General features: G+C 45.5%; 18 protein-coding genes. 9 read left to right on the top strand and 9 right to left on the bottom strand.

What is annotated here, in order from left to right:
- Positions 1–21: 21 nt before the first annotated feature.
- Entirely contained in the window at positions 22–600 is a 579-nt protein-coding gene (locus AC58CZ_RS11865; RefSeq protein WP_494224587.1) for a GNAT family N-acetyltransferase, read from the bottom strand.
- A 38-nt stretch (positions 601–638) separates the two neighbouring features.
- Positions 639–1,853, bottom strand: a complete 1,215-nt coding sequence (tyrS, locus tag AC58CZ_RS11860; protein ID WP_494224586.1) for a tyrosine--tRNA ligase — start codon at positions 1,851–1,853, stop codon at positions 639–641.
- A gap of 143 nt (positions 1,854–1,996) precedes the next feature.
- Between tyrS and AC58CZ_RS11855 the strand changes: the two genes are divergently transcribed.
- The 3 genes from AC58CZ_RS11855 (at position 1,997) to AC58CZ_RS11845 (ending at position 5,811) form a co-directional block, all read left to right on the top strand.
- The gene (locus AC58CZ_RS11855) at positions 1,997–3,373 is read left to right on the top strand and encodes an anhydro-N-acetylmuramic acid kinase (protein ID WP_494224585.1); all 1,377 of its coding nucleotides are present in this window, start codon (positions 1,997–1,999) and stop codon (positions 3,371–3,373) included.
- A gap of 153 nt (positions 3,374–3,526) precedes the next feature.
- Positions 3,527–4,861 carry a beta-ketoacyl-ACP synthase II gene (gene fabF, locus AC58CZ_RS11850; RefSeq protein WP_494224600.1) on the top strand — a complete coding sequence of 445 codons (1,335 nt, stop codon included), beginning with the start codon at positions 3,527–3,529 and terminating at the stop codon, positions 4,859–4,861.
- 164 nt (positions 4,862–5,025) lie between these two features.
- Entirely contained in the window at positions 5,026–5,811 is a 786-nt protein-coding gene (locus AC58CZ_RS11845) for a hypothetical protein (RefSeq protein ID WP_494224584.1), read from the top strand.
- Between the two features lie 215 nt (positions 5,812–6,026).
- Here AC58CZ_RS11845 and AC58CZ_RS11840 read toward each other — a convergent pair whose 3' ends face one another.
- From AC58CZ_RS11840 to AC58CZ_RS11820, 5 genes are all read right to left on the bottom strand, one after another.
- Positions 6,027–7,844 carry a M24 family metallopeptidase gene (locus tag AC58CZ_RS11840; protein WP_494224583.1) on the bottom strand — a complete coding sequence of 606 codons (1,818 nt, stop codon included), beginning with the start codon at positions 7,842–7,844 and terminating at the stop codon, positions 6,027–6,029.
- 272 nt (positions 7,845–8,116) lie between these two features.
- Positions 8,117–9,619 (bottom strand): oligopeptide:H+ symporter, encoded by a 1,503-nt coding sequence (locus tag AC58CZ_RS11835; protein ID WP_494224599.1) that lies wholly within the window; start codon positions 9,617–9,619, stop codon positions 8,117–8,119.
- 355 nt (positions 9,620–9,974) lie between these two features.
- Entirely contained in the window at positions 9,975–10,430 is a 456-nt protein-coding gene (locus AC58CZ_RS11830) for a hypothetical protein (protein ID WP_494224582.1), read from the bottom strand.
- A gap of 136 nt (positions 10,431–10,566) precedes the next feature.
- Positions 10,567–12,141 carry an apolipoprotein N-acyltransferase gene (lnt, locus tag AC58CZ_RS11825; protein WP_494224581.1) on the bottom strand — a complete coding sequence of 525 codons (1,575 nt, stop codon included), beginning with the start codon at positions 12,139–12,141 and terminating at the stop codon, positions 10,567–10,569.
- Between the two features lie 290 nt (positions 12,142–12,431).
- Positions 12,432–13,331 carry a CBS domain-containing protein gene (locus AC58CZ_RS11820; RefSeq protein ID WP_494224580.1) on the bottom strand — a complete coding sequence of 300 codons (900 nt, stop codon included), beginning with the start codon at positions 13,329–13,331 and terminating at the stop codon, positions 12,432–12,434.
- A 263-nt stretch (positions 13,332–13,594) separates the two neighbouring features.
- On the opposite strand from AC58CZ_RS11820, the gene AC58CZ_RS11815 reads away from it, so the two are divergent.
- Positions 13,595–14,905 (top strand): lipoprotein N-acyltransferase Lnb domain-containing protein, encoded by a 1,311-nt coding sequence (locus tag AC58CZ_RS11815; protein WP_494224579.1) that lies wholly within the window; start codon positions 13,595–13,597, stop codon positions 14,903–14,905.
- Positions 14,906–14,928: 23 nt separating this feature from the next.
- Here the strand turns inward: AC58CZ_RS11815 and AC58CZ_RS11810 are convergent, their stop codons facing one another.
- On the bottom strand, positions 14,929–15,513 hold the full coding sequence (locus tag AC58CZ_RS11810; RefSeq protein WP_494224578.1) for a YcgN family cysteine cluster protein: 585 nt from the start codon (positions 15,511–15,513) through the stop codon (positions 14,929–14,931).
- Between the two features lie 160 nt (positions 15,514–15,673).
- Here AC58CZ_RS11810 and AC58CZ_RS11805 point away from each other — a divergent pair, with 160 nt between their 5' ends.
- The 5 genes from AC58CZ_RS11805 to mutY all read left to right on the top strand — a co-directional run bounded on the left by AC58CZ_RS11805 (position 15,674) and on the right by mutY (position 23,288).
- A complete protein-coding gene (locus tag AC58CZ_RS11805) occupies positions 15,674–16,411 on the top strand; it encodes a dienelactone hydrolase family protein (RefSeq protein ID WP_494224577.1) in 738 nt (245 codons plus the stop codon).
- Positions 16,412–16,582: 171 nt separating this feature from the next.
- Positions 16,583–19,693 carry a DUF2339 domain-containing protein gene (locus AC58CZ_RS11800; protein WP_494224576.1) on the top strand — a complete coding sequence of 1,037 codons (3,111 nt, stop codon included), beginning with the start codon at positions 16,583–16,585 and terminating at the stop codon, positions 19,691–19,693.
- A gap of 125 nt (positions 19,694–19,818) precedes the next feature.
- Positions 19,819–20,775 (top strand): ribosome biogenesis GTPase YlqF, encoded by a 957-nt coding sequence (gene ylqF, locus AC58CZ_RS11795; RefSeq protein WP_494224575.1) that lies wholly within the window; start codon positions 19,819–19,821, stop codon positions 20,773–20,775.
- Between the two features lie 53 nt (positions 20,776–20,828).
- Complete coding sequence (locus AC58CZ_RS11790; protein ID WP_494224574.1) at positions 20,829–21,887, top strand: DUF4062 domain-containing protein; 1,059 nt, start codon at positions 20,829–20,831, stop codon at positions 21,885–21,887.
- Positions 21,888–22,007: 120 nt separating this feature from the next.
- Positions 22,008–23,288 carry an A/G-specific adenine glycosylase gene (gene mutY, locus AC58CZ_RS11785; RefSeq protein WP_494224573.1) on the top strand — a complete coding sequence of 427 codons (1,281 nt, stop codon included), beginning with the start codon at positions 22,008–22,010 and terminating at the stop codon, positions 23,286–23,288.
- A gap of 98 nt (positions 23,289–23,386) precedes the next feature.
- Here mutY and AC58CZ_RS11780 read toward each other — a convergent pair whose 3' ends face one another.
- Positions 23,387–24,289: an acyl-CoA thioesterase gene (locus tag AC58CZ_RS11780; RefSeq protein ID WP_075106420.1), complete on the bottom strand. Its 903-nt coding sequence runs from the start codon at positions 24,287–24,289 to the stop codon at positions 23,387–23,389.
- Positions 24,290–24,416: the final 127 nt, after the last annotated feature.

Here is a 24,416-nt window from a genome sequence, read left to right as displayed (position 1 = left end):
TTTATATTAATAGTTAAAAGATTAATGAACGCTTTGTACTTTTGCTGCAAGCTTGGGCTTTACATCTGCCCATTCAGAATAGACCATACTATACATCACGGTATCTGAAATAACGCCGTCACGGCGTACTCGATTGCCACGGATCACGCCATCTTTTTTGGCACCTAAGCGCTCAATGGCTTGTTGCGACCGATGATTATCAATATCTGTACGCCATCCTACGGTTTGATATTCTAGCGTTTCAAATATATAAGTGAGCAGCATCAGTTTACAAGTCGTGTTGACGTGCGTGCGCCAGTAAGATTTGGCATACCAAGTATAGCCAATCTCTAAGCGTTTGCTGGCTGGCAAAATATCATGAAAGCTCGTTGAGCCAATCGCTTTGCCAGTACGCTCATCAATGACGGCAAAAGCTTGCCTATCCGTCATTGAATCTGCAATATTAATATAGTCAATGACTTTGTCTGGCTCAGGTACAGATGTCACGTTTATTTTCCACAGCTCGCCATCTTGGCAAGCCTCAATCAAGTCAGTGGCATGAGCGAGCGTTAATGGCTCAAGGATAATGCCATTACTCGATAAGGTAACCTGTTCTAGCATTTATCTCTCCTCAAGCCATTATTGATGTGAGCAAGCGCTTAAGCAACCGTCACTTTCGCATAAGCCTTTTTACCAGCTTGAATCACAACTGTTTGACCTGAGGTTAAGCTAAAGCCAGCATTGACCTCTTCGCCATCGACTTTGACTGCATTGCGCTTGATCATGTCTTTTGCCGCTGCACTATTTTTAGTCAAACCTGCTTGGTTTAATATCTGTGTGATAAATAAAGCCTCTTGACCCTCTTCAAGCGTCAATGTCACTTCTGGCAAATCAACGGGTAACTCACCATCTGCTAGGACATTGCCTGCTGATTTATGCGCGTTGGCAGCGGCATCCGCATCATGGAAACGCTCAATCAATTCTTCGGCTAGGATACGTTTGATTTCTTGTGGATTACGACCAGCTTCCATTTCCGCCATCAAGGCTTCGATTTCGTCCATTGGCTTAAAGCTCAAAAACTCAAAATAGCGTTGGATTAAGGTATCTGGCATCGATAGGATTTTTTGGTACATGGTGCCTGGTGCATCATAGATAGCAACATAGTTTCCTAGTGATTTGGACATTTTATTGACACCGTCTAGCCCTTCTAAGATCGGCACCGTAATACACACTTGCGGCTCTTGACCATAACGGCCTTGCAACGTACGACCCATCAATAAGTTAAAGGTCTGATCCGTACCACCTAGCTCAACATCCGCTTTTAGCGCGATAGAATCATAGCCTTGTACCAATGGGTAGAGGAACTCATGAATTGAGATAGGTGTTTGCGATGCGTAACGTTTCGAGAAGTCATCACGCTCAAGCATACGCGAGACCGTCTGCTGGCTCGCAAGCTGAATCATATCAGCGGCGCTCATGTCACTGAACCACTCAGAGTTGAAGACCACGCGGGTTTTTTCTTTGTCCAAGATTTTGAATACTTGCTCAGCGTAGGTCGTAGCATTGGCCTTGATTTGCTCATCAGTCAATGGCGGACGCGTGCTATTTTTACCAGAAGGATCACCAATCTTAGCGGTGTAGTCACCGATTAGAAAATAAATCTCATGACCCAAATCTTGAAAATGCTTGAGTTTATTGATCAGTACCGTATGACCTAAATGCAGATCTGGTGCGGTAGGATCAAAGCCAGCCTTGATACGTAGCGGACGGTTGAGCTTTAGCTTAGCCACTAAGTCGTCTTCAGATAATATCTCTTGCGTACCGCGCTGAATAAGGGCCAGTTGTTCTTCTAGGGTGTAGGTTTGATCGGTCATGATGCTCTCTATATATCGCTTGAATTGGGATTTTTAGGAATATTGGTTACTGGCGCAACCCCTTATGACGTTTAGAAGCTCAAAAGGGCCAAAAAAATGCTAGAATTTGACGGATATACTAGCGTTTTTTAAGGTAAATTGCCATGACCAACCCCGCATCCATTGCTGGCACTGAACACAATGCTATCGCCGACTTGCTTATGAATAATGGTTTGGGTAATAGCTCAGACGATATTGATGATTTGACCTCGGATAATTCGAACTATGCCACACTGACCGATACGCTTGAGCAAACGGTGTTTGAAAGCTTTGATGACGGCTTATATATCGGCATGATGTCGGGTACCAGCTTGGATGGTATGGACGCGGTTATTTGTCAGTTTAATCATGACACGGGCGATACAGAAAATCCCAGTAATAAAGAAAACACCCAACCGCCAATGCAGCTGCTGGCGACATATAGTCAAGATTTTCCGCCACGATTGCGTGAAGTGTTACTAGCACTATGCCAACCCAATGGTGTGAATCAACTCGTACCAGAGGCCGATGAGCCAAACAGCGAGCTTGACTGGTTTGGTTGGGCAAGTCGCGAATATGCGGAATTTGCCAGCGAAGTAGTCAATACATTATTACAGCAAGCAGATATCGATGCTGAATCAGTACTGGCGATTGGCTGTCATGGGCAAACGGTACGCCATCGCCCGCAGATGGGTTTTAGCTTGCAATTGGTCGATGCCAATATCATCGCTGAGCGCACTGGTATTAGCGTTGTCAGTGACTTTCGTCGCCGTGACATGGCAGTTGGTGGTCAAGGTGCGCCTTTGGTGCCTGCTTTCCATCAAGCACTGTTTGGCACATCCGATGACACACGCGTGATATTAAATTTGGGTGGTATTGCTAATATAACCGTCTTGCCTGCTGATGGAAAAGATCAGGTTGTTGGCTACGATACGGGACCTGCCAATTTATTGTTGGATGCGTGGACAGCATTGCATACTGATAATAGCTATGATGCGAGCGGTGCTTGGGCGCAGTCTGGGAAAATTATCGAGCCGCTACTCGAGCAGCTGTTGGCACATCCGTTCTTTACTCAGCCTCATCCAAAAAGCACGGGTCGCGAAGTTTTCAACTTAGCTTGGCTACAAGATGAGCTACAAACATTCGATCAGGCTTCTGTCTATACCCGCTACTCATCTGCAGATGTACAAGCCACTTTGACTGAGCTAACTGCCATCAGTGCAAGCGCGCAGATCAATAATTTTATAACTACTGATAAAAATAGCTCGGTGTCTGTCTGCGGTGGCGGTGCTTTGAACGATTATCTGATGACGCGTCTGCAAGCCCATCTACCCCACTCTACAGTGATGACCACAGATCATTTAGGGCTGGCACCAACATGGGTAGAGGCAGTCGCTTTTGCATGGTTAGCCAGACAGACATTGATGGGTGAAACTGGTAATCTACCCGCTGTAACTGGTGCCAATAAAGGCGTGGTATTGGGGCAAGTTTGCTTTGCCTGACCAGTTAGATTTTAGTTTACATACGTGCACCAATGTGTTTTATAATAACTTTAAAAACGCCATCCTCTTAGGACCCGTAAGTATAGGACATATCGCATGAGCCAACACAGCACTTCACCTATCGACCAAGCCACCAATGATGATACAAATAATATGACCGCAGCTCCTGTATACAAATCGCGTCAAAAACCCCCTCATTATGAGCGCTCTGATGATACGCGTGTGGTGGTGACTGGTATGGGTGCCATCACCCCGCTTGGTCTAGACGTGGATAGCTCATGGACCAAATTGCTCAATGGCGACAGCGGTATCTCACCGATCACCCATTTTGATGCGACTGGCTACCGCGCACAAATCGCAGGTGTGATCAAAGATTTCGATGCCAAGCAGTACATGAGCGCCAAAGATGCGCGCCGCTATGATGAGTTTATACATTACGGGATTGCAGCGTCTTCTATGGCATTGAAGAATGCAGGGTTTATCGATGAAGTCAGTGCTGCTGATGCGCCAGTACAAGGGGTTGACCAAGATCGCTTTGGTATTATATTGGGTTCAGGTATTGGTGGTATCCAAACCATCGAAAACAGTCGCGATACCCTACATGAAAAAGGCGCCGCCAAAGTCTCACCCTTTATCATTCCAGGCTCTATTGTCAATATGGCGGCAGGGTTGGTCGCGCTCAAACACACCCTTAAAGGGCCAAATCTTGCGACATCAACGGCTTGTACCACTGCGACTCATGCCATGGGTTTGGCAGCGCGTTTGATCGCCTACGGTGATGCTGATGTCATGTTGGCTGGTGGTAGTGAAAAAGGCTCAAGCCCGCTTGGTATAGCAGGCTTTAGTGCCATGCATGCCCTCTCCACACGTAACGATGAGCCAACCAAAGCATCACGTCCGTTTGATAAAGGCCGTGACGGTTTTGTATTGGGTGACGGTGCTGGCATGGTCGTCTTAGAAAGTCTTGCTCACGCCAAAGCGCGCGGTGCCACCATACTGGCAGAGCTGGTCGGGTTTGGCATGAGCGATGACGCGAGCCATATTACCGCACCACCAGAAGACGGTAGCGGCGCTGCAAAAGCCATGCGTAATGCCCTCAATGATGCTGGGATTGAACCCGCAAGCGTCGGTTATGTCAATGCGCACGGCACCAGTACCCCTGCAGGTGATGTTGCCGAATCAATTGCTATCGAAACCGTGTTTTCACCAGTGAAAGACAGTATTTTGGTGAGCTCAACCAAATCTATGACAGGACACCTGCTTGGTGCAGCGGGCGGCGTAGAAGCCATATTTACCGTCCTTGCCCTACAGCATCAGCACGTACCACCGACGATTAACCTAGAAGAGGTTGAGGACAACTGCAATCTCGATTACGTGGCCAACCAATCACGTAAGGTCGATAACCTGCAATATGCTGTATCCAACAGCTTCGGCTTTGGCGGTACCAATGGATCTTTGATATTTGCACGCTGGCCTACCAACCACTAATAGCCAAAAGCCTATCGTGCGATGCGATACCGCTTTATCGTATGCTCACTTTGTCGCTTCGCTACTTTGCCACGTTGTAACGTTGGTGTCAGTTTGGCTACGTTTGTCCACTTGCAGCCCCTTATCGTACTTGCGTATGATAAGGGGTAATTTTTGGAACATTTATGGAAGATACCATGTCAAGCTACTCATTTTCCCATCAGTTTTATCAGCGCTGGACGTGTGCACCTGAGACCGTACGCGCAGCCATTACCCAAGAGCTAAAAGACATCACCACCCTACTGCAAGCAGATACCGTATTTGAAAGCTTCACTTTTCATACTCATGACCTGGATACCCATGTGGATGAGCTGTATGACAACTATAATGCCGAGCAAGCCATTGCCAAAGCGATCATAGACAAACAAGAACAAGAACGCGCGGCGGCTGAAAAGCAGCAGTTGGAAGAAGCCCAGAAGAAAGAGGCCGAAGAGACGGCGCGCAAAGCAGAAGCAGCTCAAAAAGAACAAGAAAAAAATGAGGGGCTGGCTGCAAATAAAACCCATAATAAAAAAGACAATCTGACCGAACAAGAGGCTGTAGACGGTGCGGTGGATCACCTAAAAACTGAGAAAGTCAGCACGGGCGCAGCAAGTGGTGAGAATAACAACAGCACTGACAGTCAGACGATTAGCAAACAGGCTGCTACCCTGAGTGATAAACCCATCAAAAATATACCAGACAACGCCAATACCACGATCAACTTGGTACTAGAAGACAGTGAGCTGGATGCGACGGATCGGACACTGATTCGTGAGCTTGAAAACCAAATCGACGACTACTTGAGTGAGCAAATGATGCTGATGTCTGAAAACCTCAAATCTTGGCTACGTGCCGAGATGACACAGCATTTCAGTGAGCAAAACGCGCCTGCTCCTACTGAAAATGCCTCTACAAAAAACATTCACTAACGGTAATGCGCTGTCTGTCCTGAAAAATCAGGCAGCATAAACCGCGAAAAGCCCCCATAAATGATTTATGGGGCTTTTTAATGTTTGCTTGAAAATTATTGACCTTGTTTTATACCACTTTCAAAAACGTAAGTAACAAGGCAAACAAGCGTAGGTACTAGATCCAGTAGACTAAGCGAATTTGACACCACTCATTATATTACTTGAGCTGGGTACTAGATGGCTTTGGTACGTTCAGTCAGCCACTCAAGGGCAGCGCCTTCTACTCGATCATTCAGCTCAGCATACACTTGGCTATGGTAGTCATTGAGCCAATCGATCTCGGTTTGATCCAGTAGTGATGGCTCAATCAGACGCGTGTCGATTGGGCAATAAGTGATGGTTTCGAAGTGTAAGAATTGACCAAACTCTGTCTCAGTAGGGCTAGGAACTGGTGTATTCACGACCAAGTTTTCAATACGGATACCCCATTTGCCCTCGCGATACAAACCTGGCTCATTACTTGAAATCATACCGACTTTCATCGCACGCTCTTTTGGTGTGCTGGCGCTATAAGCAATGACTTGCGGGCCTTCATGCACGTTTAAGAAATAACCAACACCGTGACCAGTACCATGACCATAGTCCATCTGAGCTTGCCACAATGGGGCGCGGCAAATCGCATCAATTAATGGAGAGGCGATACCATCAGGGAAATGGACACGAGCGAGTGCAATATGGGCTTTGAGTACGGTCGTAAAGTCACGTTTGTGCTCAGCGGTAACTTGACCAATACCGACCACGCGAGTGATATCTGTCGTACCGTTTTGGTACTGAGCACCTGAGTCAATGAGTAGTAAACCACCTTCACCCTCAGCCACATCAAGATAACTGAATTTCTCTGGCGTTGCGCGGTAATGCGGTAATGCCCCATTTTCATTGAAACCCGCGATGGTTGGAAAGCTTGGCGATACATAATGCGGCTGACGGCTACGCACCTCTATCAGCATACTATCTACATCCAGCTCACTCAGGCGCTCGCCTGCTGCTAGACGCTGCTCAAACTCAGAAAAGAACGCTGCTAAAGCCGCGCCGTCTTGACGCATGGCCTCACGCACATGATCGATATCTGAGTCAGACTTGACAGATTTGAGCAGTGTGCTTGGTGCCATTTGCTCAACAAAGCCAACATCATCTGCCATTTTGGACAAGGTACCGACTGCGACTTTACTTGGGTCTAACAGTAATAAATCTTCTGGTGTTAATGAGCTTAATGCATCCTGTACAGCAGAGTAATCAGCCAATGTGATACCGCTATCTTTTAGACTTTGTGCAATATCTTCGCTCACTTTATCGGTATCAACAAATAACGTTGCGCTGTCTGTATCAATCAGCATATGTGCTAAGAACACTGGGTTATAATCAACATCAGCACCGCGCAAGTTCGTCAACCAAGCGATATCGTCTAAGCTTGAAAGTAAATGATGGGTCGCACCTACTTTTGCCATGCCTTCACGTACTGCTGCAAGCTTTGAGGTGGCAGACTGAGCAAGGAACTGCTCATCATGAGCGTATAATTTGGCCGCTGGTAGTGCTGGGCGATCTGTCCAAATCTCTGTCAGCACATCACGCTCAGTGATCAAAGTAATATCATTGGCATCAAATGCCTTCAATAGTCGATCTTGCTCAGCGATAGAGAGCACATTACCATCAACTGCCACGCTATTCCCTTCTTGCAAATGATCGGCCAGCCAGTCGATATGATTTGGTTGACCAGGTGCCAGTTTCTCCAAAGTGATACCCGTACCCTCTAGCTGCTCAGCGGCATGTACCCAATAACGGCTATCCGTCCATAGACCAGCAAAATCAGCCGTCACGACAAGCGTCCCTACTGAACCCGTAAATCCTGATAGCCACTGACGGGTTTGCCAATACTCTGGCAAATACTCAGACAGATGTGGATCGGCAGAGGGTATGATGATCGCAGTGAGGTCTTGAGCCACTAGTGTTTTGCGTAGCGTATCGATACGCGCTTGGATGATTTGTTTGTTCATTGAATGTGTCCTTATTTATTTTAGATAAATTATTTAGAAATCGAGAGGTGAGTAGCAACTATGAATAGTCGTCTTATTAGATGCTGCTTAATAGTATTGCAGTAGAACATAACTAAATGTTTGGGCAGAATGTAGGCTTTCAATAGCCTAAAAAATATCTCACTGATTGAAATAATAAAACGTGCTGCCAGTTATGGTAACACGTCTTATCATGAGTTATGGACTGATTCTAAGGGCATGATAGAAGATTTGCATACACCAGTTATCTGTCTTTATTGGCTTACCTCGTCAGCATGCTCGCTTTTTTGCAGCATATTATTGATAGGTTTGGCCAATACCAACAGTATCACGGCAGAGACTACCAAGAAGATCGTCATGGTGGTAAACAAGGTCGGCAAACCTTCGATTTTGTCCGCTGAAACATGACCACCAAAGAATGCCGCAACCAAGTTACCCATTGCAATAGAAGCAAAGAAAAGCCCCATCATCTGACCTTGCATGCCTTTTGGTGCAAGCTTGGTCATTGATGACAGACCTACCGGGCTAAGCGCAAGCTCACCAAGAGTCAATAACAGCAGACTTCCTACCAGCCATAAGGGCGACGCTAAACCAGCACCAGGTGCTAAGATGCTTTTTGAGGCAAAAATCATCAAGGCAAAACCAGCAGCGGCAAGTAGCATACCGAGTGCAAATTTCGCCATGCTGCTCGGCTCAAGACCTCGGTTACCTAGCTTGACCCAGATAATACTTACGATCGGTGCCAATATTAAAATAAATAGTGGGTTCAGCGACTGAAACCAAATGCTTGGTATTTCAAACCCCATAACATTTAGATCCGTATAACGATCGGCAAATAGGTTAAAAGAGGTTGGCTGCTGCTCAAAACTTGACCAAAACAGCGTCGAGCCAATGATTAAAATAAAGCAGATCAGCAAGCGCAGTTTGTCCGTCTTATCCAATCGCGGTGAAATAAACATAATGGCAAAGTAAAGGATGACGACGGCTGCAATGATATAGGTCATATACTCCGCCACCATCTCAGGATTGAATGACACCATACCCGTAGAGATTAACAGCACCGCAGCGACCAACAATGCAACAAAACCACCCACCCAACGGCCAATGTTTTTGTATTGATCATTGGATTGCTCCCATTCAGCATCGACACCTTTGGCCTGCGCAAAACGTGTTAAATTCTTTTGGGCGACAAAACGATAGATAAGCAAAGACACTAGCATCCCCAAACCACCGACGCCAAAACCGACGTGCCACATGCCTTTTTCTTTGAATACGCCAACGATGAGCGCCGCCAAGAGTGCGCCAATGTTGATACCCATATAAAACAAGGTGAAGCCGCCATCACGGCGAGCGTCACCCTTAGGATACAAAGCGCCAACCATCACTGAGATACAGGTCTTAAATAGCCCTGACCCCAAAACGATACATATCAATCCAACGAAAAATAACGCCATCCCGAACACAGCGGAGAGTGCAATACATAAGTGACCAAGGGCAATCACAATACTGCCCCACCACAGGGCACGCTCTTGACCCAGCCAGTTATCTGCTAGCCAACCGCCCGGTACGGCTGCTAAATATAATGAACCAGCAAAAATACCATAGATAGCAGACGCCGTGACTTCATCAAACCCAAAACCACCACTACTCACTGTTGCTACCATAAATAGCACGAGTAGCGGACGGATACTATAGTAAGAGAAACGTTCCCACATTTCAGTAAAAAACAACGAGCGTAATGGCGCAGGATGACCCATAAAGCCATTGTCTAGTGCTTGCAGCTCAGCCGCACTAGCTTCTGATTTTGATTGTGTACTCACAACTTTATTCCTTTAAAGGTTATTTTGGTAATGACCAAATGCCTAATTATTCCGATAAGCGGTCATATAGGCGGAACATTGTTTCACTTGGTTATACCCAAGTAAAGAAAAAGTTGGCTAAAACTTACACAAATACCCACAAAAAAGCTCGCTCTCAATCGCTGAGAACGAGCTTTTTTGTGGTCTTCAATGCAGTCCTATCGTATTGATATTACTGTTAGTAGAGACTTTGATAACCACTCATTTAAGAGTCGTTTTTTGCTATATAAACTATCAATTGCAATGTCAAAAATTACTGCGCTACTGCTGTGTCGTCAGCGGCGGTGCCAGCATCCCCAGCATCTAAGTCACCATCCGCTTGCTCAGCCGTTAAGTCAGCATCGGCAACAGCCGCTTGGCTTACTGTACCAGAAGCGGTCGCTGTACCTGCTTCTGCAGTGACGACTGCACTATCTGCATCTGTCGCTGGGGTGACGGTTGCATCTGCAGCCGTATCAGGTGCTGCTGCATCTACTGGTGCTGTTTCAGCATTTGCTTCAGCTGGGGCAGCAGCGTCTTCGGTAGCAATGGCTTCTGCTTCATCAGCAGCTTCTGATGCTTCCGTTGGCGTCGCCGTGATGTGCTCGCCTGCTGGACGCAAAAATGCAGAAATACCAATAAGTAAGACAATGCCTAAGAATAAGGCAATGCCGCCTAAAGCATATAACAGCTCTTTTTTTGGATTGTTATTGACGATACCTTCTGACATACCTTATCCACCTTGCACAAAATATTTGAAATATTGACCTATTATATCGCAATTTATACTGATTTGTGAAAACCCTTAAGTATTTAAAGGGTTTATTATCATCAATTTTACTATTCGCTTTTAGCGTTGATGACAGTTATTTACCCAAACGTACTAACTTCTTAGGACGCTTACCCAAGTAACTCAGTATCAGCAGTAGCGCCATAATAAACAAAATAGGATATTGGCCAAAACGCATAAACGGCGTATTACCAACGCGCGCCTGTATATTACCGCGTAGTACGGTGCGCTCAAACTGCGGAGCACGCGCTACGATGCGACCTTTATGGTCGATGATAGCTGTCACCCCCGTGTTGGTCGCACGCATAAACCAGCGACCATTTTCGAGCGCGCGCATCTGTACCATCTGTAGATGCTGTAGCGGGCCTGCCGACGTACCAAACCACGCATCGTTTGAGATGGTCAATAAAAAGTCCGTCCCAATTGCATTTTTGCGCGTGGTATCTGGATACGCCACTTCATAGCAGATAGCAGCGCCCAAGTTATGGCCTCGTACACGCAGCGGCGACTGTTGGTCACTGCCTCGGCTATAACTCATGATGTCTTGGCTACCTGCCAGATTGGGTAGTATATCAAGCACGCCTTCAAATGGAATGTATTCACCAAAGGGCACGAGGCGCTGCTTTTTGTACAGACCCTCTGCTTGAGCGCCTAGCGCCACCACACTATTATAGAATGGGGCGTATTTGTCTTTACTGGCATCAAATGCCGCCTCGTCTTTGTAAGGAATGCCCGTCACCCATGTCGTATCGGTCTCCTTGGCCACTTTTACCATTTCATTGATAAACCCCACCGCCTCTGTCTGAAACATCGGAATAGAGGATTCAGGCCACAGTACGATATCGCGCCCCCACTCGCTACGCGTCAGAGTTGCGTAGATTTTTAGGGTTTCTACCTGATACTCAGTCAGCCACTTTAGATCTTGCGGGATATTGCCTTGAATCAAAGACACGGACAAATCAGGCGTGCCTTTTGGCTTGGTCCATTGTGGATTGATCAGCCATAACGCACAGCTAACCACCAATAAGGCAATTGACGGAATCATATAGCCTGCGCGGCGACGTAGTAGCTCAACGACGCTGGCTCCCAATAATACCGCCACAAAAGAAACCGCAAACACCCCTGCAACAGGCGCCAAGGATGACAACCAATACTGCTCCGTAAACGCGTAACCGACAAACAACCAAGGAAAGCCTGTGAACAGCCACGTTTTCATCCACTCTTGAAGTATCCAGAGCGCAGCAAAAGACAAAGGCTGCTTACCGACCACACGATTAAAAATCAGTGCCAAAAAGCCATGGAACAGCCCCATACCAAGCCCCATCAACGCGATCATAATCAGCGCAAGCCATACAGGGGTCGAGCCATAGACATGGATGGAGGTATATAACCAAAACGCACCCACACACCAAAGCCCCGTCCCATAGGCTTGACCGATAATAAAAGCACGGCGTCCTGTCATCTTTGGCATCAATAGCGCATACAAAATAGCGGGCGATACCAAAGCGATGGGCCAGATACCATAAGGCGCCAGTGCAAGTGTGAAAGCCGCCCCTGCCAGCAAAGCGATCAGTACCGTTACCACGAGAGGTAAACCTTTCGGTTTTTCAGGGTTCAAGCGTTTTTGTAAATCAACAGTAGACAGACGCATAGCAGTTATCCAAGACCATATTTTTCAAAATTTTACAGCTCAGCACTGAGACAAAACTCAAGCAAAAACTGTCTGCATAATGCTTTATGCAGGACCACAAATAAAACCCACCCATGATACCAGTCAAAACCGATCAGTGGGTAAATTTGCGTAGTGAAAACCTCATACTAAAAAGTAAAAACCCAAACGCAAAAAAACACGATATTTCATCGTGTTTTTTCAATTTACTCACAAGTTTGATTGAGTACTGAGTTCGTACTCCGTTGCTGCGTCATGTCATGATAAAAAGATTAATGGCTACCTATCAATATCTGCTGATCAGGGTTGGTTTTAGTGATTTCTAAATTTTGGATAAATCGTCCTTCGACATCGGTAATCGTGATTTGCCAATCATCTATCACCACGCTTTCACCCTCTAAATCACCAACGAAGCCAAGCGCTTGCATGACCAGACCGCCCATCGTATCGACATCAGTATCATCGAAACGACTGCCAAGCTCATCATTACAGTCTTCAATCACGGTGGACGCTTGCACGCGCCATGTATTCGGCCTTTCTGGATCAGGGACGATATTATTAATATCGCTGTCTTCATCAAAGTCATCATGCTCATCAACGATGTCACCAACGATTTCCTCTAACAAGTCTTCCATGGTCACGACACCACCAAAGTTGCCAAACTCATCAACGACGATCGCCATATGCACTTGCGTGCGCTGCAATGAGCGCAGCAGGGTATCTGAACGAGCTGTTTCACTGATATATAATGGCTGGCGCACCAAGTCTTTTAGACGTTTGCTATCGATTTTGTCTTCTTGGTTGCGTACCATGTGTACCAAAATAGGAATCAAGTCTTTTGCCAATAAGATACCAATGACCGCATCATCATCTTGGCTATCGAACACAGGATAGCGCGAATGTGTCGTCTCAAGAATGATATCCATCACTTCAGAGAGACTGGTGCTTTCGTGGATACCAATCACTTGTGGCCTTGGCGTCATGATTTCGCGTACTTGGGTGGCTGGTAGATCCAGTACGCCTTCTAGCATATCGACCGTATCGGGCTCTAAAAACTGGCGCGAGTCTTGTACCAGACGAATCAATTCGTCACGGGTTTCGGGGGCGGTCGATAGCCAGCGTTTTAAGCCGCGCATCGACCAACTACTCGGGCTGGGAGTGTCGTCAGACATGGTGGTGTGATTTAACCTCTTTAGTTAATGGCAATTAAAATAACCGTTCAGAAAATAAGTAGAGCCTAGATGGGGATGCAAGCGCCAAATAAAACCGCTGGCTTATCATTATATAGTGAGCAAATAATAGACCCAGCAGCACAATTTAGCTTCACTTTATCGCAAGGCTCACTGACATTCAACGACAAATTCACTCAAATTGTATTGTCAGTGTGTTATAAACTTTGTTATGGTCAAAGCCTTTATTCATCAAAACAAACCTTATGTCGCTACGTTCCGTTTTTTCTCGCTTACTCTCGTCGCGTGCACGCAGCCCACTTGCAAGCAGTCGCTCTGCTGGTCGTGACTTGGGCGATAGCGCAGTAGATAGCAAACAACCAAAGCCGACCTGGCGACATCGGCTGATGATTTTTTTGATTGCCGTCACGCTTTTGCTATCAGCCATATGGTTACTGCTGGCGATTTGGTATCAGTATGGGGTCAGCTCAATATTGACATGGCTTGCCTCTATAGCGATTGTGAGTCTGTTAGCGGCGCTACTGGGTACGCGTTACTGGAGTGCTCTTAAAAAAATAATACACTGTGATGCATCAACTGACCAAAGCTTGATTGGCAAAAAATCAATTCATAAAAACACAGCGACTAGATACCTCATTGGCTTATATGGAGCGACTTGGCTGGTAGGGTTAGGCTGGTTCTTTTCTATCGAACCCAAGCAAGATCGTGATTGGATGGCGGAGGTCGAGCAGCAAGTGGCTTATGAGCGCGATCCTGCTAACCCTGATTTGATCACTTTGACCAATGTCCGTAATTTTGATTGGCATACAGACACTGACGCGACAGAGCACTGGGAGACGCGCACTATCGATCTGTCCAAGTTGTCTGGTATCGATGTGACCAACTCTTACTGGATGGGTCCGCTTATTGCGCATACATTGGTTAGCTTTCGTTTTGAAGACGATCGCCCGCTTGCCTTCTCATTTGAGATTCGTAAAGAAAATGGCGAGTCGTTTTCGGCACTGGCGGGATTTTTTAGACGGTATGAGCTGAGCCTGATTGCCGCCGAAGAGCGCGATATTATCTATACGCGCAGCAACGCGCGCGGTGAGCAAGTCTATCTGTTTCCTATCAGCAATTTGCAGCAACATGAGGTGAGATCGTTGTTTGAATCTTATCTAACGGCAATGGATGAGCTCAATACCAAACCCGCTTGGTACAACACGTTGACGAGTAACTGTACTAATATTATCTTTTATATGGCGCGTATCGTTAGTGGTGATCGCCTGCCGTGGGATTATCGAATTTGGGTCTCTGGTTGGCTACCAAACTATCTATATGATGTCGGCATGCTGGATGCTGCGCCTGAAAAGCAAAACCAGCCTTGGTCAATGGATACGTGGTATGAGCGCACTCATATTAATCCAAAATCGAGTGGCTTCAATAACCTGCACTCTATTGCCAATAGCCGTGAGTTCTCTCGGCAAATTCGTCAAGATATTCCAATCCCTTTACTAGCCGCCTCTCAATCTAGTGCTGAAGCACAGGCCAAATCGACTGCTCAGGCATCTCATTAGCGTGATAATCTGCCCTATAGTAGTTATGGATTCACCCAATTCACCACGCGCGTTTCCATCTCTTCATCAGACATACCAATCTCCGATATACAGCGGCCAGCGACACCCACGTTGGCCGCACGCATCTCGTGTTGTGTAACCACGGCGTCACCAGTCAATAATAGATGCCAGCTTGGCAAATTCTGTCCTTTATACAAACGCTTATAGGCGCAATGCGAAGGCAGCCACATCATATTAGGCAAGTTATCCATGGTCAGCTGAATACAGTCTGGTACATGCTCTTGACGCGTCGCATAGTGCTGACAGTATCCTGTCGCGCAGTCCATGAGCTGGCACGTCACATCGGTATACTCGACCAGCTCTTCGTCATCATCATTATCGATGTATTTGATTAAGCAGCAGCTGCCGCAGCCATCACACAACGCTTCCCATTCGCTATGGTTTAGCTCGTTTAAGGCAAATCGTGACCAAAACTGCGGTCGTAGTGTCTCAGACCTAGAATCAGTGTCAGGAAACAAACTTACCGACTGCGCAAGCTTACCATCTGGATTGACGCCTGAATGCAAGCCTGATTGTTCATCATTTTTGTTTAAGAAATTTATAGTCATAGGGTCGCAGTAGCATTTTGATAAAGAGCGTTACACTATTATAGCTGTTTTTGCTAGATATGGGCGTTAAGGTAGTACGAGTTAGAAAACGAACCATCACAATGACAAATAATCAAAACGACGAATAATTAAAACTCATAACATAAAAAAGGACAATCCTATGTCAGTTAAGACTTTCGAACTAATCAGTACCACCGAAAATGGTGTGGAACTTATCAGCTATGTGGCACTACCAGAAAACGCTTCTGATGATAACCCAGCAGCAGGTATTTTGGTTGCACCAGAATGGTGGGGCGTGGTCGATCATCCAAAATCAGTAGTAGAGCGTTTGGCAGAAGCTGGTTATGCAGCGGTCGCAATGGACGTTTATGGCGAAGGCAAACTTACTACCGATGCCGCACAAGCGAACATGTGGATGGAGCAAGTGCTTGCTGATCAAAACATGCTAATGGCACGTTGCCGCTTGATTTTGAATGACTTTAGCGATCAGTTATCAGTTGACGGTGACAATCTAGGCGCAATCGGTTACTGCTTCGGCGGCAAAGTCGTCCTAGACATGGCTCGCGAAGGCATGCCGTTAAAAGCGGTTGCTACCTTCCATGGTAACCCAACGCCAAAACAACCAGCCGATAAAAACTTTACTGCAAAAGTACTGGTCGCGCATGGCCGTGATGACTCAATGGTATCAATGGATGCCATCGAGGGCCTAAAATCAGAGCTAGACGCGGCTGACGTAGACTACACTATCAATGTCTATGACAATGCTAAGCATGGCTTTACCAATCCACATGCTGATGAGCGTGCTGAAAAAAACGAAGTAGATCTTGGCTATAACGAAGCAGCTGCTAAGCAAAGTTGGGAAAATATGCTTGAGTTTATGAAAGCAAACTTGGCATAAAAAACTTCTGATATAAAACTCATAAAGAAGGGCAGCTTAACTATTAAGCTGCCTTTTTATTTTCAGTCTTGTTTTATCAATGACCTTTTGGGTAAGTAATCAGAGCGGTCTTGTGCTTCTTAGCAAATCACGTCATTATCACATTACTATCAATTGGATTGAGCGACGAAGATGTTATATCTATTGGTAACCCAGTTGGGTTGGCTGGCCTTTACAATTTTATTGATCGTGGTAGTCGCGCTATACACCAAGATAAAGCGACAAATTGCGCATCTGCGCCGCGATATCATAAAACTACAAGCGGATCTTGAGCAGCAAAAAAATCGCAGTATAAACGCTTCATCTACCCATTTGGCTGATGAGCGTGTTTATACGCGCGCGAGCCCTAGTGAAGGCAATACTACTAAAAATGATGCTGCTAAGCATGCAATTTTTGATTCACAACAGCGGTCTATAGATAATCTTTCAACGCTGTCATCTACATCATTGCCACCACCACTGCCTGTTACTACGCCAACTCCGACCAAAAGTAAAATAGCAAATGCGCCGATTGAGCCTGATGAACGCTCACTACCTATTGTGACGTCGCTCATTCATTCAATCAAAAACTGGTTTTTCGGTGGCAATCTCGTCGTTCGGGTCGGCGTATTGGTGCTGCTAGTAGGCGTGGTGCTACTGCTGCGGTTACTCAGCGAATATATCGAAATTTCAATGACCACAAAGCTCGTAGCAATTGGCATCGCGGGGCTTGCGTTGGCAGCACTTGGGTTAAAGCTCACGGCAAAACGCTTTTCGTATGGGATTACGCTACAGGGCGCAGGCTTAGCGATTACATATTTGAGTATCTTTTTTGCTTATAGTGTTTATGAAATCATTCCGAGTATTCCAAGCTTTATTGGGCTTGGATTATTGTCTGCTGTGACCATTGCCCTTGCTGTACGCCAAAACGCTTTTCCGCTCGCGTTGTTAGCGTTATCTGGTGGATTTTTTGCGCCGATTTTGACCAGTGAAGATACGGGTAGCTTAGTCGCCTTATTCAGCTACTACCTATTATTGAATGTCACGATTGCTGTGATTGCTCATTATCGTCCATGGAAGATACTGAATCTATTTGGCGTAATTGTCACGTTCGGATTGGCCTACTATTGGGGCAGCACGCAGAATCTTGATCCAATTATTGAGACGCAGCTTTGGCCATTGGTTTTGCTTATTACATTGCATTGGTTGCTTTACTTGTTTGTCGTCATTCGTTACGCGCAGCAAGTTATTGCCTACAACGCACTTAGCGAAAAAGCCCTTAGCCATATCGATAGTACAAATAATATACAGCGTTTAGATAAAGCTACCGTAGGCAACAATGCCTATTTATTTCCCATCGATACTGGCTTACTGTTTTCAGTACCGCTTCTGTCTTTCGGCTTACTTTCTGCTTTACTTGATAAGATTCCTAATGCCTTGACCATCACTAGCGCGATTTTGGCGACTGTCTACCTTGGGCTGGGCTGGTTGTTTATCCAGCGCAGTGAGCGCTATGCTTTAATCACTGAAGGCATGCTGGCTTTAGGATTTGGGTTTTTGGCGCTGGTGATTCCGCTGGCGCTAGATGCGGAATGGATTGCTTTTGGTTGGTCAGTACAGGGACTTGCTCTGGTTTGGTTTGGCAGGCGTTCATTGCGGTCGTGGTCAGTATTATTTGGTCTACTATTGCAACTCGTCAGTATCGGGATGCTCGTGACCACAGCGATGTTCTCTAGCAACGACTATCCCGTTTTAGCTTTTAGTATTTCAGCAATTGCTTATCTGGCGACCGTTTTTATCTTACGCGCTAGCAACTCCCCTACGATATTAATGAATAAGCTAGATAACAGTAATAAGCAAAATCGTGACGCTATAACGCCTTCTACCACAAAGGCACAAAAGCGTGACAACCCATCAGATACGATGACCAATTATGCTCATGCACTGGGTATCAATGATCAAGCGGCACAGCAATGGCTGGACGCTATCAGTCATCAAAGCCATGCGTTCAAACTCGTCTGGCACAGTCCTAGATTAATAAAGTTTTTAACATTGACGGCGATAGCGTGGATGCTACAAGTGCTAATACTTGATTTGCATCATTGGTTCGATAGTTGGCAATCAGATACGACAGTCATTGCATTGGCAGCACTCATCAGCTTGATCGCCTATTGGGTCATCAACCGCTATCGTCCGTGGGCGGAAGTTAGACAGCTGAGTCGTGGATTATTGTTATTGTTTTATTTCATGCTAGTGCTGCAACTGCCACAAAAATTTGAGCGCAATTTAACATGGGCAACAGCGGAATGGTTGGTGTTCGTAGGCTTAACAATCGGCTGGTTAATCATGGGTCAGCTATGGCTAAAAACTTGGTCTGATACTAAAAACACGGCACGTTACACTGAGGTAAGCTGGCTCGGTACAGGGCTGTTACTGATTGCTGCCGCGGCGCATTATGGCCTACCAGACTCTGATGGTGTGATGGCTATCTTGTTTTCAGCGGCACTCATACTATTTGGGTTATGGCTCAATCATCGTTATATTAATAAAAATGAAGAAAATACATCAACTAGTAAAGCTTCAAAACAAGGTCTGCTGTATTGGTTTGATTGGCAACAGGCACTGTTAGGATGCGCCGCCATCTTTGCTCCCATTGCCCTACTTTGGGTTGTTCTTACCAATTGGTATTATGACGGTATAATTTGGGGACTGCCCTATTTTCCGTTAGTGAACCTATATGACATCACCTCATGGCTGACGCTATCGGTTGGTTTTAGTCTTTATTATATAAGCCAAAAAAACCGCGATGAGACACTTATCGGAGCAAGTACAACTGCCAAATCTAAGCGCATATTTACCGCTGAGAATCTGCTAATCATATTGGGACTGATCAGTTTTTGGTTAATCTCCAGCATGTTGGTCAGAACGCTACACGCCTTTATCGGCACGCCACTTTGGAATGATGATCAAGGCGGCGCATGGCAGAGCGAGCAAGTACAAACAGGACTGACAATTTTATGGACGCTCTTAGCCTTGGTCGCCACCATCATGGCGAGTCGCTATTGGCAGCGTGTGCTTTGGTTTATGGGGATTGGTCTACTTGGCATTGTCGTACTTAAGCTGGTTTCGGTCGATTTGTCACAGACCGAAGCGATTTGGCGAGTCATATCTTTCCTTGGCGCAGGTAGTTTGATTCTGCTCATTGGTTATTTGGCACCCTTACCACCAGCGCACGAGGAAACAGAAAACCATACTAAAGAATAGCGATAGATTTGGTCGAGTGAAATTGTCCCGTGAGCAAGGTGGTTCTGTAGTAAACTGGACACCATTAGAAAGTAAACGTTGATTGTTTTACTTTTAGCATTTTTTATAAAAGGTTATGAAAGCAGATGGATAAGAGAGCAAGTATTCAGTGGTTCCCTGGGCATATGAACAAAGCCCGTAACGAAATCAAAGAAGTCATGTCGCAGATGGATTTGGTCATTGAGGTCATCGATGCGCGTATTCCTTATAGCAGTGAAAACCCAATGGTCGCAGCACTGCGCGGTGAAAAGCCTGTTATCAAAATCCTGAATAAAGCCGATCTTGCCGATCCTGAATTGACGCAAGCATGGATGGATTATCTCGAGCAGCAAGATGGGGTCAAAGCCATTGCTTGCGACACTGAAAAAGCCAATGACGTCAAACGCATCATCGCCATCTGTAAGCATCTCGTACCCAATAAAGTCGGGACTGGTCGTCAAATCAAAGCGATGATTATGGGTATTCCAAATGTGGGTAAATCAACGCTGATCAATACGCTGGCTGGACGCGCCGTGGCAAAGACAGGTGACGAGCCAGCTGTAACCAAGTCGCAGCAGCTGATTAAGCTCGACGATGACATCATGCTCTATGACACGCCCGGTATGCTATGGCCGAAAGTTGAAAATGAAAACTCTGGCTATCGTCTAGCAGCGACAGGCGGTATCCGTGATACCGCTTTTGATTTCGCTGATGTCGCAAGCTATACCGCTGAGTACTTGATGCACGCCTATCCTGAACTACTAAAAACTCGCTATAAAATTGACGAGCTGCCAAAGACCGATTGGGAGTTTTTTGAAGTGGCGGGTCGTAATCGCGGCTGTGTGCGTTCGGGCAATCAGGTCGACACCTACCGTATGTCTGAGATTCTCATCAATGAGCTACGTAGCGCAAAGATCGGGCGTATCACGCTTGAGACCCCAGCAATGATAGAAGCAGAAGAAATTGTCGTCGCCGAACAAAGACTTGCTGCTGAAGAGAAGAAAAAAGCTCGTGAGGAAGAAAAGCGATTACGTCGTCTAAAGACGCGGAAGAATCGTAAGTAGATCAGAAACAGCTTTTTCTATTACCTACAATTACAAGCTGATTGAGTATAGATATGAATAAAAAATACCAAGTTTTTATTAGCTCAACTTATGAAGACCTAAAAGAAGAGCGTGATCAAGCAATTAAAGCTGTATTGGAAATGGGTCATATTCCTGTAGGTATGGAAATGTTTAGTGCTGGTGACGAAGAACAGTGGCAAATTATTGCTAGACAGATTGAAGCTACTGACTATTATGTGATAATCGTTGGTCATCGTTATGGTTCTAAAACTGATGAAGGTATCAGCTACACAGAAAAAGAATACGACTACGCTAAAGAGTGTGGTGTACCTACATTAGGATTCGTTATAGATAACACAGCACCTTGGCCTCATAATAAGACTGATAATGATTCTATTAAAAAAGATAAGTTGGATATATTCAAAGTCAAAGTAAAGTCAAAACCAGTTCATTTTTGGTCTAGCAAAGAAGACTTGCATGGAAAAGTTTCAATTTCTTTGATTAAAGCTATGAATGCTAATCCAAGAGTTGGTTGGACTCGTTCTGATGAGGCAATAGGCCCAGAAGTTACTAAAGAAATGTCTAGGTTGAGTACAGAAAATGCTAACTTAAGAAATGAAATTGAAAGACTTAAAAAAACTAAAGACAATCAAGTTGATAAAGTTAAGGAAGTTGCACATATTATGTTTGGCAACAAAAGAAACTTAAGGGTCAAGGAATCGACAACACTTGCTTGGGAGGATGCTACTGAATATACAGCAACCTTGTTCAACCTGTTTAAATTTATAGCTCCTAATTTAATTAATGAGAGCAGTAATTATAATATCTCAATAGATATTGCTTTTAATTTGCATGGTAATAAATTCTGTCAAGAATGTCCCATTCCAACAAATATGATATTAGACTTAATTACTGACTTCATAGCTCTTGAACTTATAGAGCCCTCAAAGAAAAAACACCCTGTAAGTGATAATGAAAAATATTGGACTTTAACTAGTTTAGGTAGAGGTTTTATAAAAAAAGCTAAAAGAATAGAACTTGAAAGTAACCTAAAACCTATTGAAGAAACTAGTAAAGAAGACGTTAGCACGAATGATGAAGAATTTTTATAAAAATCAATTAGTTATAAATTAATATATTAAACCCATATAAGAGTAGATTCAACGCACACAGTACTAGAGTAATCTTTCCTTAGTTGCGCGAGGCACACCCTTACTTGTACAGACAAAACTATGACCAAAAAAAGTTCTAGCTCAAAAGTCGAAAGTTTAAAAGACAAATTCACTCACACCACTTTTTCCCTAAACTCTTTCGCCCCCCGCCTTCTCAATTGGTTTGCCGAAAACGGTCGTCACGACCTACCGTGGCAACAGCACCAAACCGACACGCCCAATCCTTATATCGTTTGGCTATCTGAAGTCATGCTCCAGCAAACGCAAGTCACCACCGTACTGCCCTACTTTGCGCGTTTTATGGAATCGTTTCCGACCGTGCAGGATTTGGCCGCCGCAGAATGGGATGTGGTCGCCGAGCATTGGGCGGGGCTTGGCTACTATGCACGCGCGCGTAATTTGCATAAAGGGGCAAAGCAGCTGGTTGCAGTAATCGAGGAAACGGGCGAGTTTCCACAAACACTCGCAGGTTGGGAGGCGATTTCTGGCGTTGGCCCATCAACGGCTGGCGCGATTATGGCGATGGGATTGCACCGTTATGGCGTCATCTGTGATGGCAACGTCAAACGAGTGCTGACACGTTGGGCCGCCATCGACGGTGACATTACCAAATCTGCTACAACCAAAGAGTTATGGGCATTAGCGGAGCGCTTGACGCCCGTGGATCACTCAGGACTATTTGCACAAGCCATGATGGATATGGGCGCAACGTTATGTACGCGTAGCAAACCTGCTTGCCTATTATGCCCGCTACAAGAAGATTGCTTGGCACATGCTGAGGGGCGCGAGACTGATTACCCCGTTAAAGCGAAAAAACAGCCCAAACCGAGTAAGTTTAGTGATGCGTTACTGATAAAAAATATAGACGGTGAAATATTGTGGCTACAACGCCCTGATAACGGCATTTGGGGCGGATTGTGGAGTTTGCCCTTACAGTTTGTGGAAAAGATTGATGGTAAAGCGAACAGTAAGGCTACTGTTAAAAAGACGCTAGCTAGCGATGATAAGCCATCAAACACAGCAAATGACGTACGCAGTAATGAAAAAGTCTATGAGACAGAATTCACCACGGCTGAGCAAATTATCAATGAATGGCTGATAAAAAATGAATTGGTGACCGAGTCAATCAGCAATACATTATTAGATGATGCGCCTATCAAGCACTCACTAACCCATTTTCATTGGTATTTGACCCCGCGTAAATTAACCGTCGACACCGCGCAAATGATTGAACTTAATGAGAAGTTAGCAGCGGCCGAGATTGATTTTAAATGGTTGACCGAACAAACAGCGCAAGACAGTCTAGGATTGCCTCGTGCGATGATTAAAGTCTTAGAATAAAAATTGGAATAAAAAAAGCGACTCATTAACTATAGTGAGTCGCTTTTTTATGATGGCAGGATAACGGTAGCTAATAATAAACAGCGCTAAGGCTAGGGTTAGGATTTTGGTACACGCAAGCGCATCAAGCCTTCTTGTTGCACGGTGGCAACCAGTTTGCCATCTTGCCAGAACTGCCCATGGTTTAGCCCTTTTGCATTGGACGTGGTATCACTCCACATGTCATAGAGCAGCCAGTCATTCAAATCAAATTCACGGTGGAAGTGCATCGAGTGATCGATACTGGCCGCTTGCAACCCGCTGGTCATAAAGCTCACGCCATGTGACATGAGCCCCGTGCCCACCAAGTAAAAATCAGACGAAAATGCCAATAGCGCTTGCTGAATAGCAACGGGCTGATTGCCTAGTTTATGGATGCGCAGCCAGTTGGCTTGCTTAGGTTTCATTGGTTCTGGATTGATCGGATTGCGCGGTTTGACAGGCTTTATCTCGACATGACGGCGACGCATAAACCGTGCTTTGAGCGCGTCTGGTACTTTGCCCACGTACTCTTCTTTTAAATCTTGCTCGGTCAATAGATCTTCTGGCGGCGGATAGACAGGCATGTCTTCTTGATACGCAAGGCCGTCCTCCATGGGAGAAAACGACGCAATCATCGAAAATATCACTTGCTCAATCGGTGGCTTCCCGCGTACTTCTTTATACTGAATAGCCGTCACTTCACGAGCAGATAGACTGCGACCATCACGCAGACGGCGCACTTGATAGATCACTGGTTGATTGATATCGCCGCCACGCAAAAAGTACCCATGCAAAGAGTGACAAGGCTTGTCTTGATCTAAGGTGTGCGCTGCTGCCATGATCGCTTGGGCCAATACTTGCCCACCAAATATACGACTACCCACATAGTCATGACTCTTGCCCTCAAATACATCGGGCGTAACCTCAATAAGCGCGATCGTAGCTAGCAGCTCATCAATCAGTTGTGAATTATCGGACATGACGGTAGGTTTCCTTATTTTTATCAAACACGCCCAGCATCCAAAAGTAAGCATCTCACAATATCGATGCCATATAGCCGCTGCGCTTGAATTTAAAATAATATGAGATCGCTTGCTAATATACACA

The organism is Psychrobacter sp. CR212 (genome assembly GCF_059693765.1).
This window is presented reverse-complemented; position numbering and strand designations above follow the sequence as displayed.

What these genes read in the sequence shown, in the direction of transcription:
- AC58CZ_RS11865 (WP_494224587.1), bottom strand. Translation starts at nt 600, where the DNA reads ATGCTAGAACAGGTTACCTTATCGAGTAATGGCATTATCCTTGAGCCA.
- tyrS (WP_494224586.1), bottom strand. Translation starts at nt 1,853, where the DNA reads ATGACCGATCAAACCTACACCCTAGAAGAACAACTGGCCCTTATTCAG.
- AC58CZ_RS11855 (WP_494224585.1), top strand. Translation starts at nt 1,997, where the DNA reads ATGACCAACCCCGCATCCATTGCTGGCACTGAACACAATGCTATCGCC.
- fabF (WP_494224600.1), top strand. Translation starts at nt 3,527, where the DNA reads ATGACCGCAGCTCCTGTATACAAATCGCGTCAAAAACCCCCTCATTAT.
- AC58CZ_RS11845 (WP_494224584.1), top strand. Translation starts at nt 5,026, where the DNA reads ATGGAAGATACCATGTCAAGCTACTCATTTTCCCATCAGTTTTATCAG.
- AC58CZ_RS11840 (WP_494224583.1), bottom strand. Translation starts at nt 7,844, where the DNA reads ATGAACAAACAAATCATCCAAGCGCGTATCGATACGCTACGCAAAACA.
- AC58CZ_RS11835 (WP_494224599.1), bottom strand. Translation starts at nt 9,619, where the DNA reads ATGGGTCATCCTGCGCCATTACGCTCGTTGTTTTTTACTGAAATGTGG.
- AC58CZ_RS11830 (WP_494224582.1), bottom strand. Translation starts at nt 10,430, where the DNA reads ATGTCAGAAGGTATCGTCAATAACAATCCAAAAAAAGAGCTGTTATAT.
- lnt (WP_494224581.1), bottom strand. Translation starts at nt 12,141, where the DNA reads ATGCGTCTGTCTACTGTTGATTTACAAAAACGCTTGAACCCTGAAAAA.
- AC58CZ_RS11820 (WP_494224580.1), bottom strand. Translation starts at nt 13,331, where the DNA reads ATGTCTGACGACACTCCCAGCCCGAGTAGTTGGTCGATGCGCGGCTTA.
- AC58CZ_RS11815 (WP_494224579.1), top strand. Translation starts at nt 13,595, where the DNA reads ATGTCGCTACGTTCCGTTTTTTCTCGCTTACTCTCGTCGCGTGCACGC.
- AC58CZ_RS11810 (WP_494224578.1), bottom strand. Translation starts at nt 15,513, where the DNA reads ATGACTATAAATTTCTTAAACAAAAATGATGAACAATCAGGCTTGCAT.
- AC58CZ_RS11805 (WP_494224577.1), top strand. Translation starts at nt 15,674, where the DNA reads ATGTCAGTTAAGACTTTCGAACTAATCAGTACCACCGAAAATGGTGTG.
- AC58CZ_RS11800 (WP_494224576.1), top strand. Translation starts at nt 16,583, where the DNA reads ATGTTATATCTATTGGTAACCCAGTTGGGTTGGCTGGCCTTTACAATT.
- ylqF (WP_494224575.1), top strand. Translation starts at nt 19,819, where the DNA reads ATGGATAAGAGAGCAAGTATTCAGTGGTTCCCTGGGCATATGAACAAA.
- AC58CZ_RS11790 (WP_494224574.1), top strand. Translation starts at nt 20,829, where the DNA reads ATGAATAAAAAATACCAAGTTTTTATTAGCTCAACTTATGAAGACCTA.
- mutY (WP_494224573.1), top strand. Translation starts at nt 22,008, where the DNA reads ATGACCAAAAAAAGTTCTAGCTCAAAAGTCGAAAGTTTAAAAGACAAA.
- AC58CZ_RS11780 (WP_075106420.1), bottom strand. Translation starts at nt 24,289, where the DNA reads ATGTCCGATAATTCACAACTGATTGATGAGCTGCTAGCTACGATCGCG.